24 protein-coding genes, 1 pseudogene and 1 riboswitch are annotated in these 22,449 nt (G+C 47.6%); of the genes and pseudogenes, 19 read left to right on the forward strand and 6 right to left on the reverse strand.

All coding sequences use genetic code 11. The features are described 5' to 3' along the window. The first annotated feature begins 2 nt into the window (after positions 1–2). Both BBI15_RS16630 and BBI15_RS08210 read left to right on the forward strand, forming a co-directional pair. The gene (locus BBI15_RS16630; protein ID WP_237150953.1) at positions 3–203 is read left to right on the forward strand and encodes a hypothetical protein; all 201 of its coding nucleotides are present in this window, start codon (positions 3–5) and stop codon (positions 201–203) included. After that, on the forward strand, positions 134–361 hold the full coding sequence (locus tag BBI15_RS08210; RefSeq protein WP_237150925.1) for a helix-turn-helix transcriptional regulator: 228 nt from the start codon (positions 134–136) through the stop codon (positions 359–361). Before BBI15_RS16630 ends, BBI15_RS08210 begins: the two co-directional genes overlap by 70 nt. Here BBI15_RS08210 and BBI15_RS08215 read toward each other — a convergent pair. Both BBI15_RS08215 and BBI15_RS08220 read right to left on the reverse strand, forming a co-directional pair. After that, positions 293–1,540 carry an MFS transporter gene (locus BBI15_RS08215; protein ID WP_335645708.1) on the reverse strand — a complete coding sequence of 416 codons (1,248 nt, stop codon included), beginning with the start codon at positions 1,538–1,540 and terminating at the stop codon, positions 293–295. The two genes, BBI15_RS08210 and BBI15_RS08215, sit on opposite strands and share 69 nt — an antisense overlap. 142 nt (positions 1,541–1,682) lie before the next feature. After that, positions 1,683–2,393: a hypothetical protein gene (locus BBI15_RS08220; RefSeq protein WP_068869119.1), complete on the reverse strand. Its 711-nt coding sequence runs from the start codon at positions 2,391–2,393 to the stop codon at positions 1,683–1,685. 237 nt (positions 2,394–2,630) lie between these two features. Between BBI15_RS08220 and BBI15_RS08225 the strand changes: the two genes are divergently transcribed. The 10 genes from BBI15_RS08225 to cls all read left to right on the forward strand — a co-directional run bounded on the left by BBI15_RS08225 (position 2,631) and on the right by cls (position 10,251). After that, the gene (locus BBI15_RS08225) at positions 2,631–3,074 is read left to right on the forward strand and encodes a hypothetical protein (protein WP_068869120.1); all 444 of its coding nucleotides are present in this window, start codon (positions 2,631–2,633) and stop codon (positions 3,072–3,074) included. Positions 3,075–3,264: 190 nt separating this feature from the next. Further along, positions 3,265–3,909: a nitroreductase family protein gene (locus BBI15_RS08230; RefSeq protein WP_068869121.1), complete on the forward strand. Its 645-nt coding sequence runs from the start codon at positions 3,265–3,267 to the stop codon at positions 3,907–3,909. Positions 3,910–4,016: 107 nt separating this feature from the next. Then, positions 4,017–4,445 carry a MarR family winged helix-turn-helix transcriptional regulator gene (locus BBI15_RS08235; RefSeq protein ID WP_068869122.1) on the forward strand — a complete coding sequence of 143 codons (429 nt, stop codon included), beginning with the start codon at positions 4,017–4,019 and terminating at the stop codon, positions 4,443–4,445. A gap of 29 nt (positions 4,446–4,474) precedes the next feature. After that, entirely contained in the window at positions 4,475–4,771 is a 297-nt protein-coding gene (locus BBI15_RS08240) for a putative quinol monooxygenase (protein ID WP_068869123.1), read from the forward strand. Positions 4,772–4,868: 97 nt separating this feature from the next. Continuing rightward, a riboswitch (TPP riboswitch) is annotated at positions 4,869–4,978 on the forward strand. Between the two features lie 129 nt (positions 4,979–5,107). Beyond that, entirely contained in the window at positions 5,108–6,115 is a 1,008-nt protein-coding gene (locus BBI15_RS08245; RefSeq protein WP_068869124.1) for an ABC transporter substrate-binding protein, read from the forward strand. Then, positions 6,115–6,408: a thiamine-binding protein gene (locus BBI15_RS08250; protein WP_068869125.1), complete on the forward strand. Its 294-nt coding sequence runs from the start codon at positions 6,115–6,117 to the stop codon at positions 6,406–6,408. The genes BBI15_RS08245 and BBI15_RS08250 overlap by 1 nt, the downstream gene beginning before the upstream one ends. Next, positions 6,408–7,175: an ABC transporter permease gene (locus BBI15_RS08255; RefSeq protein WP_068869126.1), complete on the forward strand. Its 768-nt coding sequence runs from the start codon at positions 6,408–6,410 to the stop codon at positions 7,173–7,175. The genes BBI15_RS08250 and BBI15_RS08255 overlap by 1 nt, the downstream gene beginning before the upstream one ends. Further along, entirely contained in the window at positions 7,168–7,926 is a 759-nt protein-coding gene (locus BBI15_RS08260) for an ABC transporter ATP-binding protein (protein WP_068869127.1), read from the forward strand. The genes BBI15_RS08255 and BBI15_RS08260 overlap by 8 nt, the downstream gene beginning before the upstream one ends. Positions 7,927–7,950: 24 nt before the next feature. After that, positions 7,951–8,685, forward strand: a complete 735-nt coding sequence (locus tag BBI15_RS08265) for a YwaF family protein (protein WP_068869128.1) — start codon at positions 7,951–7,953, stop codon at positions 8,683–8,685. A gap of 111 nt (positions 8,686–8,796) precedes the next feature. After that, positions 8,797–10,251, forward strand: coding sequence for a cardiolipin synthase (cls, locus tag BBI15_RS08270; RefSeq protein WP_068869129.1), 1,455 nt, complete (start codon positions 8,797–8,799; stop codon positions 10,249–10,251). Between the two features lie 88 nt (positions 10,252–10,339). Here the strand turns inward: cls and BBI15_RS08275 are convergent, their stop codons facing one another. After that, a complete protein-coding gene (locus BBI15_RS08275; protein WP_068869130.1) occupies positions 10,340–11,191 on the reverse strand; it encodes a MurR/RpiR family transcriptional regulator in 852 nt (283 codons plus the stop codon). Between the two features lie 130 nt (positions 11,192–11,321). Here BBI15_RS08275 and gnd point away from each other — a divergent pair, with 130 nt between their 5' ends. The 7 genes and pseudogenes from gnd (at position 11,322) to BBI15_RS08305 (ending at position 19,243) form a co-directional block, all read left to right on the forward strand. Continuing rightward, positions 11,322–12,203, forward strand: a complete 882-nt coding sequence (gene gnd / locus BBI15_RS08280; protein WP_068869131.1) for a phosphogluconate dehydrogenase (NAD(+)-dependent, decarboxylating) — start codon at positions 11,322–11,324, stop codon at positions 12,201–12,203. Between the two features lie 31 nt (positions 12,204–12,234). Further along, positions 12,235–13,578 carry a GntT/GntP/DsdX family permease gene (locus BBI15_RS08285; protein WP_068869132.1) on the forward strand — a complete coding sequence of 448 codons (1,344 nt, stop codon included), beginning with the start codon at positions 12,235–12,237 and terminating at the stop codon, positions 13,576–13,578. Positions 13,579–13,641: 63 nt separating this feature from the next. Continuing rightward, positions 13,642–15,186, forward strand: coding sequence for a gluconokinase (gene gntK, locus BBI15_RS08290; RefSeq protein ID WP_068869133.1), 1,545 nt, complete (start codon positions 13,642–13,644; stop codon positions 15,184–15,186). Between the two features lie 336 nt (positions 15,187–15,522). Next, on the forward strand, positions 15,523–16,386 hold the full coding sequence (locus BBI15_RS08295; RefSeq protein WP_068869134.1) for a phosphotransferase family protein: 864 nt from the start codon (positions 15,523–15,525) through the stop codon (positions 16,384–16,386). 88 nt (positions 16,387–16,474) lie between these two features. Next, entirely contained in the window at positions 16,475–16,987 is a 513-nt protein-coding gene (locus BBI15_RS08300) for an NUDIX domain-containing protein (RefSeq protein WP_068869135.1), read from the forward strand. A 185-nt stretch (positions 16,988–17,172) separates the two neighbouring features. After that, positions 17,173–17,295, forward strand: a pseudogene (locus BBI15_RS16635) (cupin domain-containing protein); the annotation flags it as partial. Between the two features lie 109 nt (positions 17,296–17,404). Next, entirely contained in the window at positions 17,405–19,243 is a 1,839-nt protein-coding gene (locus BBI15_RS08305) for a beta/alpha barrel domain-containing protein (RefSeq protein ID WP_068869136.1), read from the forward strand. 105 nt (positions 19,244–19,348) lie between these two features. Here the strand turns inward: BBI15_RS08305 and BBI15_RS08310 are convergent, their stop codons facing one another. From BBI15_RS08310 to BBI15_RS08320, 3 genes are all read right to left on the reverse strand, one after another. After that, entirely contained in the window at positions 19,349–20,713 is a 1,365-nt protein-coding gene (locus BBI15_RS08310) for a vWA domain-containing protein (protein ID WP_068869137.1), read from the reverse strand. 223 nt (positions 20,714–20,936) lie between these two features. After that, on the reverse strand, positions 20,937–21,413 hold the full coding sequence (locus BBI15_RS08315; protein WP_068869138.1) for a DUF948 domain-containing protein: 477 nt from the start codon (positions 21,411–21,413) through the stop codon (positions 20,937–20,939). 189 nt (positions 21,414–21,602) lie between these two features. Next, positions 21,603–22,304, reverse strand: coding sequence for a Na-translocating system protein MpsC family protein (locus tag BBI15_RS08320; protein WP_068869139.1), 702 nt, complete (start codon positions 22,302–22,304; stop codon positions 21,603–21,605). Between the last annotated feature and the right edge of the window lie 145 nt (positions 22,305–22,449).

The following is a 22,449-nucleotide window of genomic DNA, read 5'->3' on the forward strand; positions in this document are numbered from 1 at the left end:
TTTTGCAGCAATACATGCTGTTGGAACAAGGCGGCAGTGGTTCAATTGAAATGTTCTTGGATCACAGTTTTGCCCAATTGAGTTTATTGCTCACGAAGGCTGCGATCGGGACGCATATACCCGATATGGCCGCTTGGCGCATCTATTCAAAGAAAAAATCGGTGTTTCCCCGTATTCCTGGCTGCAGCTTTACCGTCTCGTGAGAGCGCAGGAGCTATTGATCCAAACTAACCGGAGTATCACGGATATCGCCTATGATTGCGGATTTTCTTCGATCAGCTCGTTTAATCAATTATTCAAGCGCCTTTACGGCTTTTCGCCGCGCATGTTCCGTCAGGATGCCTCGAACAAGATAAAATAAGGCGGCCATCACCATCAGGCTGCCACAAATGATAAACAGCTGCTGGATGCCGACGACAGAAACAAATGCGCCGAAGACCGCGAGTGACAAGACATTGGAGCCATATAAAAGAACCGCATTAAAGCTGAAAGCCCGACCCAGCATGTTCGCAGGCACCAAGGTTTGGATCAAATACACGCGAGCCAGGCTAGATAGCGGCAAACCGGCCGCTGCAAGGAACATTCCGGCAAAATAAAACGGCAAGTTACTCGCGCATCCAAGTACTACAAGACCGATTCCCCAAACAAGCGAGCCCCCTAAATAAAGTGGCAAGGTCAAGGTTTTCCAAAAATAAGGGATGGCGATATTGGCCAAAATCACGCCGGCTCCGTACCACCCCAAGATTAGGCTGTAAAGTTCTTGGCCGTTCCCAGGGTAGCGGTCGATGAGCAGCAACAATAAGCCGACCTGCCAAACCCAGGTATTGAAAAAGACCATCCAAAACGTTGCCACAAACAAAATCTTGATCGTCTCTTCGCGTTTTGCCCATCGAACAAACAGCCCAATCGAACGAAAGATTCCTTGTGTGTGCACCTTATTTATATCTTGTTCACCTATCGCTTCCTGCCAATGCATGTTCAAGATGAGCATTGCACTCACAAGATAAGTCAGGGCATCGATCGTATAAAGGTGAATGGTGTTTCCGCTATTGACCATGGCGATTGCAAAAACCGGCGTCAACACTTGAATTCCCCTTGTCACCGTATCCAACAGGCTATTGACCGCTGTTTGTTGATCAAGAGGCGTGATCAGCGGCAATACGGCTCGGTAGGCGGGGTTATATAAACACCCCAAGCTTTGCACCATAAAAGCAGCCGTCAGCAAATGCCAAAACGCCAGCGTGCCCATTTGATGGAATATAACCAACGAAAAGATGGGCGGGATTCTCAGCAGGTCGATCCATACGAGCATCCTCTTTTTATGGACACGGTCCGCAACGGCCCCGCCAATCAAGCCAAATAGCAAATAGGGCATGGCTTGTGATATGGCTATGATGGACGTTAAGGCAGCGGACTCTGTCAGGCCATAGGAAATAAAAAGAAAGGCAAGCCCTGCCAACACATTGCCGAGCTGGGAGATGCCAGCTCCCGCTAAGTAACACATAATATTTTTGTTTTTCAATACACGTTGATACATCATAACCACCTCCCGTTCAGGTTACGCTGAATTTCAAGGTGGCTCTATACGAATCTTGCTGCTTCATTCGACAAGAAATCCATAGTTTAAAGATAAGAGCGCTGCAAGTTTGCAGTGCTCTTGTTTGCTGTTGGGCTATTTGATACTACCATTCAAACACAAACTTCAGTGAAATCGTAATGGCAGAATAAATGACGACGGAAATAAGAAAAGTCGGGAAATGCGTTTCTTTTTCGCTCGGCAATTCGTGCTTGAAAACCGTAAAGATCATCGCGCCGGAAACGAGTGAGAAGACGATCGATTTGAACAGCGGCGTCAGTTCTGTCGTCAAGGCGATGATCCATCCACTAATAATGCCGACAGCCAATATATAACGTCCGTATCGATTGTATTCCACTGGAAACTTCCGCCACATATCATGGGCGACCGCCATGAAGTGCGGACCGATTGCGACGCAGTAGAACAAGGCTTGAATGGCTGATACTTCAAACGACAAAACGGAGTAGGAGACGAGCGCGTTATAGAAAGCACAGAAAACGATGACGGACCAGAAAGTAGAGGTGTGGGAAATATAGTTTTGCTGGATGACAATTTGGATGCCGACGAACAAGACGACGCCGAGAAGGCCGACAAAATAGATTTCCGACTCCATCGTCAGCTGCCGGTACGGTTCTTCGATGGCGGCTTGTTGCTTATGGAGTGTGGGGAGCAGGTAGATGAAAATATACGAAACGGCAAGCCCGCCCGAAAACGAGAACCATTTCACTTGCTTCAGTTTGTCTCTTGGCACCAGGACGCTGGCGAAGAAATGGATCAAGATGAATACAATGCCGATCAAAAACGGAATCAACAGCATGACCCAAGCCTCCTGTCAAATGAAATGATCTGGTGAAATGGAAAAGTTTGGTTAAATTGCAGAATGCCATAAACAACTTGCGATGGTTTTCTATATTGTACTGCTTCGACTTTAAATAATGAATGACCTTTTAAGATTTGGAAGTCTTACGTAGTTGAAACTATATTCAATAAGATGATAGGGATTTTAGGGCAGAAAGAGAATCTAATGCAATGACCAAAATTATGGGGGCTGAAGATGAAACGCAATATGCATTATGAACTTACAAGCATGGCGGATACGCCTGAAACATTTTCTTACGCAGATGACTATGCGTTTTGGATACTGATGATCGAGCATTTCTTTGGGTATGCAGATTCATTTGAGATCCAGTGCTGGAAAGAAGAAACGGCAAAATTCGAAGATATTATAAACGAATTGCCGAATGTAGAACATGATGATGGCCATTTGCTTATTGCAAATGGGCAATTAAATGAAAAAGCGAAAGAATTCATTCTTACGCGTTCTCTTGATGCAAATCGCAGGCTGAAGTGGTTCTCTGTATTTCTGGAAAGACAGGGGGAAACACTATTCTCTTCTGAACATTATGGAATGGAATTAATCGGTTACGAGTTAAACCTAGAACAAATAGCCTTTTTAGAAAAAGTTCTTCCTGGAGATGTTCGTAAGTTTGAGTGGTGAATGTAAAAAAACTTGAACAAAAGCTTTCCGAAATATGATTTTAATCGCCGATTTCTATAGTACAGAAATGCTGTGAAACTTTTCAGTTGCATTTATCCTGCAGCGGGTTTATATTGTGTGAGGCATCAATTAATGAGGGGTCAATTAATATCCTTTAAAACAATTAAGAGAGAAAAAGGAGCAATTCGTCATGCATACACTGCAAAATAAGAAAACCAATGATTTCAATGAAATCGTCAACGGACGCCGTTCCATAAAACACTACAATCCGACGGTGAAAATCAGCCGCGAGGAAATGACGGAAATCCTGGAGCAGGCAACGAAAGCGCCTTCTTCCATCAATATGCAGCCATGGAGGTTTGTCGTCATTGACAGCCCAGAAGGAAAAGAAAAGCTCGCGCCGCTTGCATCATTCAATTTAGATAAAGTCATGAGTTCTTCCGCAGTCATCGCGGTGTTCGGGGACCGGAAAAATTATGAATACGCAGAAGAAATTTACAGCAAGGCGGTCGAACACGGCTACATGCCGGAAGACGTAAAAGACTTCCAGCTCAATTATTTCAAGCCGATGTATGAAGGCATGTCCGCTGATCAGATGAAAGACATCGTGATGCTCGACTCAGGGCTTGTCTCCATGCAATTGATGCTCGTTGCCCGTGCATTCGGCTACGACACCAACCCAATCGGGGGCTATGATAAGGAGAAAATCGCTGAAACATTCGGCTTGGAAAAAGAGCGTTATGTACCGGTTATGCTCTTGACGATCGGTAAAGCCGCGAGCGAAGGCTTCCAGTCGTACCGCTTGCCGGTCGACACAATCACGACGTGGAGCTGATCCCGCCACCTTTTAAGTACGGAGGGCTTATGTAATATATTTGACTGGTCAATTTATAGTAGGTGTAATCATCAATTGACTTTATCGATCATTTAGGAGGTTTGCTAATGCCGTGTTCATTTTCAAAGCAGGAACAAGTGCTGCACCAGTTTAAAGGCCTGACCAATCAAATCAGCCCGAAGTTCGAGCGCTGCACGGGTATCAGCGCGTCGCGTTATGAGTTATTGTCGCAGCTTTATAAAGTGGACGAAATCAATCAGTCGACGCTGCAAAAATTGGTCAATATCGATAGCGCCGCGGTGACGCGCCACTTGAAACAACTAGAAACGAGTGGCATGGTCACAAAGCGCAGAAATCCAGAGGACAATCGCGTAATCTTTGTCAGCCTAACCGATGAAGGCCGCGAGCGCATCGTCGAATACCGCAAAGAAAATACGGGCTTCATCAAGCAAATGCTCCATGATTTTACCGCTGAGGAAGTGGATGCGCTTAGCGATATGCTGAGGCGCATGCAAGACAATATCGTAGATTATTAAAAATACACATTAAAGGATGGCGAAATCACATGATGATTATCCACGCACATTTGCAAGTGAAACCGGACCAGAAGCAAGCTTTTTTAAACGAAAGTAAAATCCTGATCGACGCGTCGCGTCAAGAGCGAGGCAATGTTCAATACGATTTGATGAAATCGGTAGAGAAGGACGGCCATTTCACGATGGTTGAAGTATGGGAAGATGCGCAAGCGATCGAAGCACATAACGCGAGTAAGCATTTTACGGCTTTTTCTAAAAAAGCGGCTGGGTTCATGAGCGCACCGATGGAACTCAAAGTTTATAGCGGTGAAGCTGTCCCAATGTAAGGAAATCTTGTTTGTTCAACCGAGATGTTAGACAGAGCTTGAACATCTCGGGCAATTGTGACAAGATAGTCTTTGAAAGACAAATGCTAATTTCATAAAACACATGTGGGGGAATCGGTGTTGCCGATTGAGAGAATATCCGTGAGATATTGACCCTTGGAACCTGAACTGGCTAATACCAGCGGAGGGAACATATTCAAATCGGTCTATTCTGCGATGATATGCGCCCAAGGTTTCCATAACCTTGGGCGCTTTTTTTGTATCCGCAATTGGATATGTCCCCTGATTCAGCTCCTGAAATCATTTTTTATGGATCTATTCAGAGGGGGAAACAACATGAAAAAATGGACGATTGCCATCGCGCCGGTATTGCTGATGGCGGCATGCACGGACGAAGCGGAAAATCCGGGCAGCGATGTGGCGAATGAACAACAGGGATTACAAGAAGTGACGATGGTCTTGGATTGGACGCCGAATACTAATCATACCGGGTTGTATGTGGCACAGCAAAAGGGCTATTTTGAAGAGCAAGGGCTCGATGTAGAAATCATTTTGCCGGGTGAAGCGGGCGCCAATCAATTGGTCGCTTCCAAGCAGGCGGAATTCGGCATCGGGGCACAGGAAAGTTTGACGGAAGCGAGAGTGCAGGACATCCCGATCGTTTCAATCGCGGCGCTCATCCAGCACAACACCTCCGGATTTGCATCGCCTAAAGACAAAGGCATTGAGTCGCCAAGTGATTACGAAGGGAAAACCTACGGCGGATGGGGCGCGCCGGTCGAAAAAGCGGTGCTTGGGTCCATCATGGAACAAGACGACGCCGATGTGGAAAACGTCGACATCGTCAATATCGGCAATAGCGACTTTTTCACAGCCGTCGAGCGCGATATCGATTTTGCGTGGATCTATTATGGCTGGACGGGCATTGAAGCAGAGTTACGCGGCGATGAGTTGAACATGCAGTATTTGACCGATTACTCGGACAAACTGGATTATTACACTCCGATCCTGATGACCAACGAAGACATGATTGCAGAAGATCCGGAAACGGTGCGTGCATTCACCAAAGCGGTGTCGCAAGGCTATGAATTCGCCATCGATGAGCCGGAACAAGCAGCGGACATCCTCATCGAGTCGGTACCGGATTTGGACCCGGAACTGGTGAAAGCGAGCCAGGAATGGCTGTCGCCGAAATATCAGGACGATGCGCCGCAATTCGGCGAACAACAAGAGCAAGTGTGGGCGGATTATGCAGCCTGGATGTTCGACAACGGCTTGTTGGATGAGGAACTGGACGTTGAAGAGGCGTATACCAACGAATTTTTACCGGAGGGGGAAAACTGATGGCCAATGCACTCTTAAGTATTCAAATCATCCCGAAAACGAAAAACGGGGAAAACGTCATCCCGTATGTGGACAAAGCGATCGCCGTCATTGAAAAGTCAGGCGTCCCGTACCAAGTCAATCCATTGGAGACGACGATGGAAGGTGATCTGGCGCAGTTATTTTCAATCGTCGAAGAAATGAACGAGGCGATGATCGAAAACGGCAGCCCGAACGTCATCTCCCAAATCAAAGTGCTGTATCAGCCGAGCGGCGCATCGATGGATAAATTGACGGAGAAATACCGGCCGTGATGATTGTGCGAAAAGGATGGAGACCGGTTCTGGTCCTCATCCTTTTATTGATCATCTGGCAAGTGCTGGTGCCGCTGTTTGAAGTGCCGGACTGGCTACTTCCGACCCCTTATCAAATCGGGCTGGAAGCGGTAAACAGTTGGCCGAATTACAGCGGTCATTTGTTTTCGACGATCCGGTTATCGATTCTCGGCTTTTTCATCGGATCGTCGATCGGGCTCGGCGTCGCGATGCTCCTCCATCTCGTGCCGAAACTGCGGGAGACCTTTTATCCTTTGCTGATTTTATCGCAAAATATCCCGATTATCGTTTTGGCGCCGCTGTTGGTCATTTGGTTCGGCTTTGGCTTATTGCCGAAACTAATCATTATCATTCTCGTATGCTTTTTCCCGATCACCATCGCGGCACTTGATGGGTTCAGGCAGACGAGCGGCGAGTTGCTGCATTATATGAAAATGGCCGGAGCTAACAGACGCCAGATTTTTTGGAAGCTCGAATGGCCGCATGCGATGCCGTCGATCTTTTCAGGCTTGAAAATTGCGGCGACCTATAGCGTCATGGGCGCTGTCATTTCTGAATGGCTCGGGGCGCAGGAAGGCATCGGCGTCTATATGACGCTCGCTTCTTCTTCGTTCAAGACGACGCAAGTATTTGTCGCGATCCTGTTGATCATGTGTTTGAGCATGCTATTTTTTGCGGCGATCGTGTTACTCGAAAAGCGGGTCATCCGCTGGAAAACGAGCGGAGGAGGAAATTCGAATGGCTGAATTGGCGATTGAACAATTGACGAAAATCTTTGACGGGACCGAAGTGCTGAAGGAGTTATCATTGAATATAGCAGAAGATGAATTTGTTGCCGTGCTCGGCCCTTCCGGCAGCGGCAAAAGCACCTTGTTCCATTTGATTGGCGGGCTCTATGAACCGGATGCAGGAGCGATCTTGTTGGACGGCGAGAACATCAACGGCCAAAAAGGATCTGTCAGCTATATGCCGCAAAGCCCATCCCTATTGCCTTGGCGCACCGTACTGGACAATGTTTTGTTAGGAGCTGAAATCGCCGGGCATAAAGATCGTCAAGCAGCCATTCAAATGATGGGAAAAGCAGGACTTTCGGGATACGAACAATCCTATCCGCATCAATTGTCGGGCGGCATGAAGCAGCGCGCCGCCTTTATCCGGAGCCTCTTGAGCCCACAGCCGCTTATCTTGCTAGACGAACCGTTTTCCGCGCTGGACGAATTCACCCGTTCGGAGATGCAAAAATGGCTGCTGGATATCTGGCAGCACGATAAACGATCGATTCTTTTCGTCACCCATAATATTGATGAAGCTTTGTTTCTCGCAGACCGCATCCTCGTGCTGTCGGAAAAACCGGCACAAGTCGTCACCGAATTCAAGGTGGAATTCGAACGGCCGAGGGCAGAAGCACTCACTTTAAGCGAAGAGTTTCTTCAATATAAGAAGGACATATACAAAGTATTGAAGAAAAGGACAATGGAAGAAACAATGGGATCATAGCAAGAGCCAGAGGGAGGGGCAGCGATGGACACGTGGTTTGGCCCGAGATCCGATTATCCGTTCGAACTTTTTTCCGTTAGTCATTTGGCTGTATTGGGAATCGCCTTCTTAGGCTTTCTTTGCTTGGTTCTCCTGAAAGACAACCTATCCACCAAAGACGCTTTATTCCAACAATTGCGCTGGCTATTATTTGCTGCGTTGCTAATCTCTGAAGTGTCATATCAATATTGGGCCATCAGCCACGATTATTGGAGTTTCAACCGCTATATGCCACTCCACCTATGCGGTGTGGCTTCTATCACTGCCATGCTCGGCTTAGTGACTTTACATCCATTTTGGATCCGCGTGTCGTTTTTCATCGGCATCGTCCCGGCGGCTCTTGCCTTGGTGACGCCCGATATGCCATACGATTACCAACATTACCGGTTCTGGAAGTTTTTTGTCCACCATACGGCCATCGCCTGGGCCTGTTTGTTTTTAGCTTTGGCTAAGCCAAGTGCACTCACTTGGCGTTCGGTGTTCTCAGTTTATGGCCTGTTGCTCCTTTATGCAGCATGCATCGGGTTTGGGGTCAATCCACAGATGGGGTCGAATTACCTCTACTTGTCGCAGCGGCCTTCAACCGTTTCGTCGCTGGATTTTTTCGGGGAAGGCATCTGGTATTATGTCAATCTATGTTTGGCGGCCCTTGCCTTGTTTGCAGTTCAGTACGGGATATTCCGGGCGCTTTTCAAGAAAGTGCCGAATGAAAAAAGTTGAATCAGCTGTCTAGACGGGAAAGCTTCCGTGCTTGGCAGCTTTTTTGGGTTCAATAGAGGACTATTTACGTATCTAGCGAATAGAAAGGACATAGCGAAAGGGGTGGCGGGGATGGATTGGGTAGTCGCACTGAGCTGGACATTGAACGCATTGATCTTATTGAACCTTGTGCTTGCGTTTGTGATCATCTTCAATGAACGAAGGGATGCGGGGGCCACTTGGGCATGGCTATTGATTTTGTTCTTTTTGCCCATCATTGGATTTATCGTTTACTTGTTTTTCGGCAGGCATTTGACCAATAAGAACTTCTACAATTTAAGCGAAGATGAACAATCCTATTACTCCCGGCAAGTCGATGCTCAAGTCCGACGGATTCGTGATGGGGAAGAGGAGTATGATGAAGAACTCTTGAACAAATACGAACAATTGCTTGTCATGAATTTGCAATCCTCCAAGTCGCTTGTCAGCTTTTATAATGACACGCGAATCTTTTCTGAAGGAAACCAAAAATTTGATACGATGATCGAAGATATCGGCAATGCGCAGGAGGAAGTCAATGTGCAATACTACATCATCCAACGGGATGCGCTCGGCCGAAGATTATTTGATGCTTTGCTTGAGCGGGCCAAAGCAGGGGTCAAGGTTCGGCTTCTGTATGATGCAGTGGGGTCGAAAAGTTTGAGGCAGTCGGACTTCAATGAATTGATCGAGCACGGGGGCGAAGTGGAGATTTTCTTTCCGTCCAAATTGGGCTTCATCAATTTTCGCATCAACAACCGCAATCACCGGAAAGTGTGCATCATAGACGGGAAAATCGGCTATATCGGCGGTTTCAATGTCGGGACGGAATATTTAGGAGAAGTGAAGAAATTCGGCTATTGGCGCGATGTCCACCTTCGGATTGAAGGGGATGTCGTCCATCACCTGCAGGACCGTTTTGTACTGGATTGGAACTACGCCAATCAATATCAAAATCGGGAAGATATTTTCTGCTTTCCTGTTCACCACGTGAAGACTTTCGCGCCCATGCAAATTGTCACGAGCGGCCCGAACTCCGAGACGGAGCACCTGAAAAATATGCTGATTAAAATGATTTCTTCGGCAAGACGTGAAATCTTCATCCAGACGCCGTATTTCATACCGGATAAAAGCTTCATGGATGCATGCAAAATGGCCTTGCTGAGCGGTGTCAAAATGAATATCATGATACCCGGGAAACCAGACCATCCCTTCGTCATGTGGGGATCTTGGTCGTTTCTCGGTGAACTGCTCGAGTATGGGGCGGATGTCTATCTATATGACCGAGGCTTTCTCCATGCCAAAACCTTGACCGTAGATGGGGAGATCTCAACTGTCGGGACCACCAACTTGGACGCCCGCAGTTTCCGGTTGAATTTCGAAATCAATACACTCGTGTTCAATCGCCGGATTGCGCTGGAACTGGAGTCCTTGTTCGAGTCGGATACAGCCGATTGCCGCAAGTTGACGAAAGAACTTTACGCACAGCGTGACTGGACCATCAAGCTGCGCGAAGGTTTTGCCCGCCTATTGAGCCCGATCTTATAAGTTATGATAGCTAGATATTAAATAGCATACAAAAAGCTGGAACTATTTTAGGTTCCAGCTTTTTTATTTACCTAAAATTTTTCAGGACCTATAAGCGCTTCTGTGACATGGCTTCCCGCATATGGCGGAGTGCCGTCTTGCCTTCGTCTCCGCAGGCGATCATGACGTTCGTGTAGAGCGCATCGATCAAGCTGAGCTGCGCGATGCGGGAAGCGAGGGCTTCCGAACGGAAATCCGTTTCTTCCGACAACGTGTACAGGACAATATCCGCTTCTTTGGATAAAGGGGATTTCGCGAAATTGGTCACACAGACGATTGTCACTTCTTTTTCCTTCAAAACGTGAAGCACTTCGAGGACGTCGCGCGTGCTGCCGGAGTGGGAGATGACGATGGCCACGTCGCCTTTAGTGAGCTGAGATGCAGACATGAGCTGCAGGTGGGCGTCCATGTTCATCGCCACATGCAGGCCGAGCCGGACGAATTTATGATAGCCGTCCATGGCAATCATGGCAGATCCGCCGTTTCCGAAAAACTCGATCTTACGTGCGGACAACACTGCGGCGACTGCTTGTTTCAAGGCTTCTTCGTCAATGATCTGCAAGGTATCTTCGAGTGTCTTGATGTTGGAGCGGAATACTTTTTCCGCCACAGTTTTGACTTCATCGCCTTCTTCGATTTGTTCGTGGATATCTTTCAATGGCGCCACGACTTCCGCAGCCAAGGCGATTTTGAACGACTGGAAGCCTTTGAAGCCGAGGCGCTGGCAGAAGCGGAAGACAGTCGATTCTGCGAGCCCGAGTTCTTCGGCAATCTGGTTGATTGTCAAATGGATGATGTTACGGGGGTCATTCAAGATGTAATCCGCGATTTTCTTTTCCTTTTCACTGAAATTCCGGTAATTGCCACGTATGGCTGCCAATGCGAATTGTTGTTGTTTCATTGTGCCACGCCTCTTTCTGTTGCTTATCGTTTTTCATATTTCTATCATAACATGCTTGTGTATGGAAAAATATTTGATATACTTATTTCAATAAAGAAAAAAATTCTTTTATTCTACAGGAGGTTTTCGAATGGAAATTGGAATTATTGGCTTGGGCAAGATGGGCAAGAACCTCGCACTCAATTTAACAGATCATGGCCACACAGTGGTCGGGCATGATGCAAACGCCTTGGAAGTAAGCGATTTCAAAGTGGCTGGATCGCTCGAAGAATTGGTGCAGAACCTGCAGGCGCCCCGCACGGTATGGTTGATGGTGCCGGCCGGGGAAATTACGGAATCGGTCATCGCTCAATTGGTACCGCTGTTGGACAAAGGCGATACGATCATCGACGGAGGCAACTCGAACTACAAGGAATCGGTGCGCCGCGCTGAGGAATTGAAAGCTAGCGGAATTTATTTCTTCGACTGCGGCACAAGCGGAGGAACAGAAGGCGCACGCCACGGGATTTGCGCAATGATTGGCGGAGACGAAGAGAAGTTCAACGATATCGAACCGCTCTTCCGCGACATCTCAGTCGAAGGCGGCTATCTATACGCTGGCAAACCAGGCAGCGGTCATTTTATGAAAATGATCCACAACGGCATCGAGTACGGCATGATGCAATCGATTGCGGAAGGATTTGACATTCTTCACAAAAGTGATTTCGATTACGACTACGAAAAAGTTGCCGGCGTGTGGAATAACGGCTCAATCATTAGTTCTTATTTGATGGGCTTGACGCAAAATGCGTTCTCGAAAGACGAAAAACTTGATGGCATCAAAGGGGTCATGAACTCATCGGGTGAAGGGAAATGGACAGTGGAAACGGCACTCGATCTGAATGTGCCGGCACCGGTCATCACGATGTCGCTGATGATGCGCTACCGCTCACTTGAAGACGATACGTTTACTGGGAAAGTGGTTGCGGCACTGCGCAACGAATTCGGCGGGCACGCAGTCGTCAAGAAATAAAGTATTGCTTATCTGAAGAGGGGGAAAACACATGGATGGTTCAATATTGATTATCATCGCGGTCGCAAGCATTTTCGTACTGCTGTTCTTGGTCATGCGTACGAAATTGCACGCGTTCGTCGCGTTATTATTGGTAAGTTTACTGCTCGGCATCGCGGCAGGCATGCCGCTTGGGGATGTCATTCAATCGATTCAAAACGGCATGGGCGGAACGCTCGGCTTTGTCGCTGTCGTCGTCGGCCTTGGCGCCATGTTCGGGAAAATGCTGGAAGTTTCCGGCGGCGCTGAACGATTGGCGGCTACATTGATCGCGAAATTTGGTGAAGAAAAAGCACCGTGGGCTCTTGGCGTAACTGGTTTCATCGTGGCCATTCCTGTATTTTTCGATGTTGGCTTCATCATCTTAGTGCCGATTGTCTATAGCTTGGCGAAAAAGACCGGCAAATCGCTTTTGCATTACGGGATTCCGCTATTGGCGGGTCTTGCAGTCACCCATAGCTTCATCCCGCCGACTCCGGGGCCGATTGCGGTTGCGGAACTGGTTGGGGCGGAACTTGGCTGGGTAATCCTGTTCGGGGTACTCGCGGGGATTCCTTCGATGATTCTCGCGGGGCCTGTTTTTGGACGCTACATAGGAAAGCGCATTCATTTGACAATTCCAGATTACATGGACATCAAAGAACAGGAATACGATAAGGAGTTGCCAAGCTTCGGCATGATCATTTCCTTGATCTTGATTCCGCTTGTGTTGATCCTGTTCAACACCTTGTCAGCTGTTGTGTTAGATGAAGGAAACCAGATCCGCGAGACTTTGACATTCCTTGGCCATCCGTTCGTCGCTTTGACGATCGCTACGATCCTGACGTTTTTCTTCCTCGGCACACGCCGCGGCTATTCACGCCAGGAAGTACAGGACATTGCCACGAAAGCGCTTGAACCTGCAGGGATCATCATCCTCGTCACAGGTGCTGGCGGCGTGTTCAAACAAGTGCTCATCGACTCAGGTGTCGGTGATGTGCTCGGCCAGATGATGGGCGATTCTGCGCTTCCGCCGATCGTTTTGGCATTCTTGATCGCTTCCGCGGTCCGTGTCGCACAAGGTTCCGCTACCGTTTCCATGGTAACGGCTGCCGGATTGATCGCACCGCTTCTGGAAATTACCGGAACGACTGGCCCGGCACTTGGCTTGATCGTTATTTCCATCGCTGCCGGCGCGACGGTCTTATCCCACGTAAACGATTCCGGCTTTTGGCTTGTTAACCGCTATTTCGGAATGAGCGTCAAGGACACATTGAAATCCTGGACCGTGATGGAAACCATCATCGGCCTCACCGGATTCGTGGTAGTATTGGTTTTAAGTTTCTTTATCACATGAGTACAGAAAAAGAAAAAGGAATCTTTCCTTTTTCTTTTTCTGCTATAAGGAAGGAAGAAGAACATGCCTGAACAATCCTATTATTTAGGTGTCGACATAGGGACCACTTCCACAAAAGCTGTCCTATTCAATAAAGCGGGAGAAATTAAAGATAGCCATACCGTGTTTTATCCCTTGCACACACCGAACCAATTGACCGCAGAACAGGATCCGGAAGAAATTTTCCGCGCTGTTTTGACAGCTGTCCGGGAAACCTTGAGAAAAAGCGACATCAGCAAAGAGTCATTAAAGCTCGTGTCGTTCAGTTCGGCAATGCACAGCCTGATTGCGGTGGACGCCGAAGGGGACCTGTTGACCAACAGCATCACTTGGGCAGATACAAGAAGCTCGAAGCATGCGAAGCACATCAAAGAAAACTTGAACGGCCATGACATCTATTTGCGCACCGGCACGCCGATACATGCGATGTCGCCACTGTCGAAACTGTTGTGGCTGCAGGATGAAAAACCGGAAATCTGCCAAGCTACCGCGAAGTTCATCAGCATCAAGAGCTATATTTTCCATAAGTTCTTTGGGGAATATGTCGAAGACCATTCCATCGCCTCCGCTACCGGCTTGTTTAATTTAGAACAGCTCGACTGGGACCAAGGCGCACTGGATGTGTCTTGTGTAACGAAAGAGAAATTGCCGCGCCTTGTGCCGACGACCGAGCAGTTTACAGGAGTCGCCCCGGAATTCGCTGCGTTCATGGGCATCCGGGAAGACGTTCCGTTTATCATCGGGGCAAGCGACGGCGTATTGGCCAATCTCGGCGTCGATGCCATCGATCCCGGCGTCATTGCCGTGACCATCGGGACGAGCGGTGCCATCCGCACGGTATCGCCGGTGCCGAAAACCGACCCAAAAGAGCGGACCTTCTGTTATGTATTGACGGAAAATCATTGGGTCATTGGCGGGCCGGTCAATAACGGCGGCATCATTTTGCGCTGGCTGCGCGATGAATTCGCATCATCTGAAGTGGAAACGGCGAAACGCCTCGGGATCGATACGTACGACGTGTTGACGAAAATCGCAGCAACCGTAAAACCGGGAGCTGACGGGCTGCTGTTCCATCCTTATTTGACAGGGGAACGGGCACCGCTCTGGGATGCCAACGCGAGAGGTTCATTCTTTGGCCTCAGCATCCATCACCAGAAGCAGCATATGATCCGTGCCGTTTTAGAAGGCATCGTTTTCAATCTGTATACTGTGCTATTGGCCGTTGAGGAATTGACGGGAGAGCCGGCACGCATCCAAGCGTCTGGCGGTTTTGCCCGCTCAGAGTTGTGGCGCCAGCTATTAGCAGACGTCTTCGACAAGCCGGTCATCATCCCGGAAAGCTTTGAAAGTTCCTGTCTCGGCGCCGTGGTCCTCGGCATGTATGCCACGGGCGAGATTGAGGATTTCAGCATTGTCTCTGACATGATCGGCAGCACCCATACGCATCATCCAGAAACGGAAGCGAGCAATATTTACCGTGAACTGCTTCCGATCTATATCCGTTTGTCGCGTTTACTGAAAGAGGAATACGAAAGCATTTCCGATTTCCAGCGCAAGCATATGAAATAACGACAAAACCCGAAGCTAATGGCTTCGGGTTTTTCTGATTTGCCGATTAATTTGTTATATGGGCGAGGGAGCTTTTGCGGGAAGGTTCTGAAAACAACATGAATGTTAAAGAACTTTTGATATACTAATATTTATAAGTGCAGGTCAATGCTGGGCTGGATAGATTGCTGGCATACACATTAAGAGTCAGTATGAAACTCGTTTTATTATTCGGCCCACAAGCTGTCGGCAAAATGGTCAATAAATACTTAATGTTTTTAGAAATCGCTATCCATTCTGTTAGCTATCTGGACAAAAGGAAGTCAAGACATGACTAAGAACTGAGGTGAGCGGCCTATGCTGAATCAGGTGTTAAAACAATTCAAGCTGCAAGCAATTTCCATTAACGAAGTCGAAGATTCTTTCAGTTCAATGGTTTACAAATGCACCCTGCAAAATGGCGAATCCGTCTTCGTGAAAATCCCGTATACCCGCGTAAAATACGAGCGCGAGCTGTCTGCTTATAAAATCCTCGCTGGGCATGTCCCGATTCCACAGCTGCTCGATCATTGGGCGGGTGACGATAAATGTCCGCGGGCTTTTCTGCTGTCCGAACTAAAAGGGAAGCCTTTGTCCGCAACAGCTTCTCCGGAAATTGCGTATCAAATCGGCGCCATGCAAGCATCTATGCATCAAATCACACCTTCTAACAAGACAGCACTCGGCGCTATACAAAACGAATTCCCCAATTGGCATGAATTTATCGCGAAACAGTTTTATAGCTTTGCGGAAGATGTAAAAGAAGTATTGGATGAAGATTTGTATATGGCCAGCTTGCGCAAGTTTGAGGAGATGAAAGGCGAGCTTCCAGAACCGGACGGGCCGAGTTTCGTCCATATGGATTTCCGCCCAGCTAATATCATTGTAGATGAAGGCCAGGTTTCCGGCATGATCGATTTTGAAAGTGTGCGCTTCGGGTCGACAGAAATTGATTTCACTAAAATTCACCGTGATTTTTTAAAAGCAGACCCTGTCTTGCTCGACTCTTATGAGGAGGGCTATAATAGCATCCGGCCGATGATCGATTTGCGAGCCGTCTTGCCTTTTTATCGTTTCATTGATGCTTTTAACAGCATCGGCTGGAGCCAAAGGCGGGGCCTAAAGAAGAATTTTACGTTCTATGAAGCCAATTTGCGGATATTGAAAGAGATGCTGCAGTAGTGAACTTGTGTTGCAGAATAGCTTGTCTTAATATGCAAGAATAAACTCACCTTCCGATAATGCAATCAAAAGGAAATAGAGGTGTCGCATGGAAAATCAAACTTTTGTAGATTGGGACGGACAGATTATAAGCCTGACCTGGCAGCCCTATGAACAGCTCAAAGCAAGCGACCTCGTGACAAGTGTTCACGGCTACTGCTTTTTCGATGGAAAACTTGTGCTTGTTCAAGTAAATGGGCGAGGGTTTAATGTTCCCGGCGGCCACATAGAAAAAGGGGAGATTCCTGAACAGGCATTGCGCCGGGAAATATACGAAGAAGCATACATAGAGGGAGATCTCGCTTATATCGGTGCAATTAAAGTGGACCATTCGGAAAACGAGAGATTTATGGAAAATGGTAAATACCCAAAAATCGGATATCAACTTTTCTACCGAGTGGATATTACGAAATGTTTTCCGTTTTTGCGTCAACACGAGACCACCGCGCGCATTTGGGTAGAGCCGGAAGAAGTTCCATATGTGATGAATGACCATGAAATAGCGTTGTTAGTATTAAAAGAAGCGGTGGCGAACAAAAAAATGGGTTCAACTATTGAATAAAGATCAATATTTACAAAACGACTTCGCTCGTCTGTGCAAAGCCTCCATGGGCAATTGCACATTGGACAAAGCTTGAGAAAGATAGAAACGATAATAAAGAGACAGGAGGCAAATCAATGATTAAGGGCCTTTACGAAGCGCATTAACCGGTCCGGGATTTAAAACGGTCCATGCAGATTGTGTTAGAAGGCGAAATGTTTGTCGTTCAAAAAAATACGGAGCACAAGCCATTTGCCGAGTCGCATGCGAGCATCTTGCTAATTGAACCTAAAGGCGTCGTCAATACAGGCGATATTCAAAGTGGATAGACGGCAGAAAATGATGTGTGGATCTAAACGGTTTTTTCATGAAATTTGCGCTTTCGCCTTGTGAAATGCGATAGAATAACAGCATACTTTGATTTAGGACGTGATTTTCTTGCCGGATTGGACTTATCATACGATGTTTGAACCGGCACTTTCCCGCTTGCCGGCAAAAGACGGGAGAGAATTTATCCATAAGGGCATGCACAGAATTGCCTCAATTCCTGGCGGCAGCAAGTTGATTGAATATTTGGGGCACACGGCTCCAGCCAAGCAGCTGGAAACGGAGATTTTTGGGTTAAAGATCGCCAACCCCGTCGGCTTAAGCGGAAAAATCGACCCTTTGCTTTCCGGAACCAAGGCATTCAGCCATTTGGGAATGGGCTTTATCGAGGTCGGTCCGGTGTCGTGGGAACCAGTGGAAGCGGGTTCGCCATCATTCAGCGACTCAAAAGATCATTTGGTTTTTCCATACCATCTAGAATCACCGGGCCTCAAGCGAACGATCGATAAGCTCGAGAAGCTGAAACCGTTCAGTAAGCCGATTTTCATCCGGATAGAAAAAAGCGGTTCTTTGGAACAAACGTGTTCTTTATTGAACAAGCTGTCCGCGTATGGAGAAGCGTTTATCATTGAAGAGCCGTTCAGCGAGGAACAGCGGAAGTCTTTAAAAGAAGCGATTAACGGCAAGCCGATATTATGCGCTTATTCCGTGCGTAGAATCGATGCGGCTATTTTGGAGTTGGCGGTTACTGAGTCATACATAGATGGAATCGTCATCGATGAACTGGGAATAGACACGGGCGAAGGCATTGAATATCCGATCGAACAAGCTGGACTGCTGGCTGAACAAGTATCCGCCATCCGACAGCACAGCAAAGTGCCGGTCATCGTCTCGGGCGGTATCGTTGAGCCGAAAGATGCGCTGGCTTTATACGGGGCTGGAGTGGATTTAATGATGCTCTCTAGCGGGTATGTCAGGACCGGACCCGGATTGCCGAAACGCATCAATGAAGGCTTGCTCGACCAACGAACAGCTTCGCCTCCAGTGTACGATGGCTGGATTTGGCATTGGCTATTCGGATTGTTCATGTTCCTTGGCGGGGCCGCGGCCATGCTTGTCAGCATGACCCTCGTCCTCATGCCTTATGACGAGGCATTTTTGAACTTATCGCGAGAAGAACTTATGGCGATCAATCCGAATATTTACCGTTTCATGCAGCATGACCGAATGACCGTTGCCGGGACCATGGTGTCGGGCGGCATTCTCTATATGCAATTGGCGAGGCACGGGGTCCGTCACGGCCTGCAATGGGCGAAACGCGCCATACACTTTGCAGGCGTATTGGGATTCCTCGGCATTTTACTGTTCATCGGATTCGGTTATTTCGATTGGCTCCACGGCATTCTTTGGCTCATTCTATTGCCGTTTTTTTGGAAAGGCTACCAGGCATCGAAAAATCATAGCGGACATTCGTCTTCGCGCAACCGCACGAACCACCAAGCCTGGAAACAAAGCTTGTGGGGACAGCTGGCGTTTGTCTCACTCGGATTTGCGCTCGCAGCAGCCGGGCTTGTCATTTCGACGATCGGCGTGAACGGCGTATTCGTCCAAACCGACATCGCCTATATCTGCATGAGCCCTGAACAAATTGCTTCCATAAACGAACGGCTCATCCCTGTAATTGCACATGACCGTGCGGGGCTTGGCAGTGCCTTGATCAGTGTCGGATTGCTCGTGTTGATGCTCGCGCTTTGGGGATTCCAGGAAGGGCAGCGGTGGGTCTGGTACACGTTTCTGTTTGGCGGCCTGCCGGCGTTCGGTGCAGCCATCATCATTCATTACGTCATCGGCTATACGAGCTTTATCCATATCTTGCCAGCGTACGTGGCTTTATTGCTATTCGCAAGTGGGTTGATAATGTCCCGCAAGTTCTTTTTTTACCGATTATAATCCCGCACGAAAAAAAGACAGCCCCTTGGCTGTCTTTTTTATACTTCCTAAGCAACGAAAATGTCAAAGAAGCCAACAGGTTCGCAGTCGAAAATCCGCAGCGTTTCAGTCTCCGTTTTCCCGCAACTCTTCACGTTCCTCTTTCGCTTTATCGCGCGTTTCTTCTCTATGATCGTTGCCGCCGCTGCGAAGTTCTTTGCGCAAATCATTGGAAGTTTCTCGCGCAAATTGCCTCATATCGATCGCGGTCGCGCTAATCAGCTTGCGGACTGCCGCCCCGTCGATTTCGGCAGCTTCTTCTAATTCATAACTCAGTTCCTTGAATCGGGTTTCTTCGTCATATGTCGCATTGATGAATTCGGTCTCCTGGTCGTATAATTCGTTGATCCGTTCGGTTTCGGACTTGTACACTTTATTTAGATTCTCGGATTCCCATTGGTACCATTCGTTAATGATTCTCGTCGTTTCCTTCTCAAAAAATGCTTTTAGCTCCTGGTCATTGCGCACGGTAGAATAAGTGCCGTCGCCAGCATCAGCTACATCTTTCAATTGTTTCTGCCCATCATTTTCTACGTCGAAACCGATGATGTTGACTATCGCTTTTGCGCCGGACTGGTTCAATTGCTCCGCCTGTTTCACCGGGTTGCCATTGCACGTCTCCATGCCATCGCTCACCACATAGATCAGGTTTTCAGACTCCCCGCTCTGGTCATCGAAATGATTCTGTGCGGATGCCAAGGCAGAGGCAAGGGGAGTCCAACCCGCAGGTGAGAACGAATCGAGCGCAGCGGTGAACTGCTCTTCATCGAATTCGCCCAATTCGTACACTTCTTCAATCGCTTCGCAGGACTGTTCTTTATCTGCGGCTTTATCTGTCCCTTTATGGCCATATACCGTGAGGGAGACGTTTGCCGAGTTAGGCAGTCCACTAACGAAAGAATCGACTGCCTCTTTTGCGGATTGAATTTTAGGGATGCCGCCGACATCAGCTGCCATGCTGCCGCTGGAGTCAAAAAGAACAGCGATATTAACTTGTTGTTCAGGCGATCCTTGTCCATTCACTTCGCCCGGCTGTGCGCTTGCCGATTCAAAAGACGTATCGACATTGGAGATAAATTCCTCAAATTCCCGGTAATCTTCGCCGGCCAGTGCCAGCATTTCCAAATAAACAGCTTCTGCCGATTGCTTTTCAGTCTGATCTGCCATTTGTTCCAACACGGCGTCTTTCTCATACTGTTCACCGCTATACGGCGCATTTGCCAAATCCAGCTGCAATCGCTCTTCAACCGTTGAAAATTGAAGCGAAGATGTATCGACTTCATTGATTTCTACAGCCGATTCTTCCGTAGCAGAAGGGGAGTCGGCGGCCGTTTCTTCTTTTTGCTGTGCATTGTCATCTGCTGCAGAGCAGCCAGCCAACCAGAGAAGCGTTGCGGAGAGAATGAATAATTTGTTCGTTTTCATGATCATGTGAATAGAAGCACCTCCAGGTCAATGTGAAAAATCCATCAATGCCGCCAATAGAGTGGTGGCAAATATGTACAATTTAAATGGTAATATATTCTTATTATCTTTTTATTAATTTATGTTGTCAAATTAAGTATTGATAAATACATACCCATTTATCCGTAAAGCATTAAAAACCCCCTTTCCGTAATCGAGACGGGAAGGGGGTGAGCTGTTTGCAAAACAATTAATACGTTTTGATTTGTTCTTTTCGGACGGTGGATTCTGGATTATAAGCTTGATCCTGGCTTTTTTTCTTGTCCAGATATCTCATTAAGCCTGCTGCATTATTGCTGTACTGGTTGACTTGAAAACGGTTGGCGGGATCGTCTTCGACTTTTTTGGAAATGCCAGACGTAATGCTGCGGACCACCGAATTCATGTCGACGAATGAATTGATCGTTCCTTTTGCCCCGTCGACCAAGACGGCCACTTTCTCGGATTTTTGCTGGATGTCTTCTTTCAATTCATTTGTCGTGTGCTGCAAATGAGTCGTCTCAAGCATCAGTTTGTCCATGCGGCCTTTCAAGTTGTCTGCCGACCCTTTCATTTCTTTCATCGGCTCCTTGATGCCGGATAGCAGCATGACGACACCGACGACGGCGACAATCAGGCCAAGGACAATGATTCCAAGTGCTATGTAAAGCCAGATAATCGGATCCATATAAACTTCCTCCTTTTTAGTTTGTGTAGTAAGCCATACCCGTTTTAGGCAATCTTTAACACAAAACTTAGGAGAGTGGCCAATCGCTGTGGCAAGGAGCTTCAGGTCTATCGATACTTTTACTTGTGTGGATAGGGAATTCGCTTGCTGGAGCCTTCATTGAATAAAGGTGGGTGACGGCGCTGTTTTTTAGAGCCGGGGTTCAGCGGAAAGGATGAACGCAATATATCCGACGTCTTGGCTAAAGTTCCAATCCATGAAAATTTCATCAATCTCCCTCTGCAAGGAATGGTTCAACGGAGCGGCTTTCAGAAGTTTTTGTTCCAAAGGGCGTTTCGTCAATTTCAGGATTTCAATAAACCCTTCCTCAATTAATGCTTTTTCGATGCCCACCAAAACGCCGCTGCGCTTTAACAGCAAAGTTCGATTGCTCATCCACATGGTTTCGATCGTATCCGGGATGCGCGCAGCTTCTTCGTTGACCCGTTCCACTTGTTTATGGAAAATGTCGCGGTCTGCCTCTTCCGGCCATTCTAGTGGATCTTTAATGTCTTCTTCACCCATTACGCCAATGAACATGCCGCTTTTTAAGGTCAAGTTCCAGTCAGCGTATAGTTCGGTGAATTCCAGCTGGGTAATGGCCCAGAGCTCATTTAAAATTTCTGGTTTCAAGGCATTGAACATGAAATTGCGTGTTTCCAATACTCGTTTGCCTTCTTCTTGATCGAGCAGGATTTTTTCCATGGGGCTGACAAATCCACGGAAATGAATCGTAATATAAGGCCTTTTCATTGTGACGTAAACAGAAGCCGGGCCTTTGCCAAAATGTTGGCGCAGCAGATTTGAAATATACCCCGAAACTTCTGATTGAACAGGTCTTGCATCATGCATAATTACTGGCTCCTTTCCGGCGTATCGCTGCCGGCTAGTTCGTTATACTTTCTCTGTGTTTTTCTAGTCATTTAGAAGGCCTTTGGGAAGCGCTTTTCGAATCCCTGGGAGCTTTCGGCTTGTAAGGGCAAGAGGGATTAGTGGA

The organism is Planococcus plakortidis (assembly GCF_001687605.2).
GTDB lineage: Bacteria > Bacillota > Bacilli > Bacillales_A > Planococcaceae > Planococcus > Planococcus plakortidis.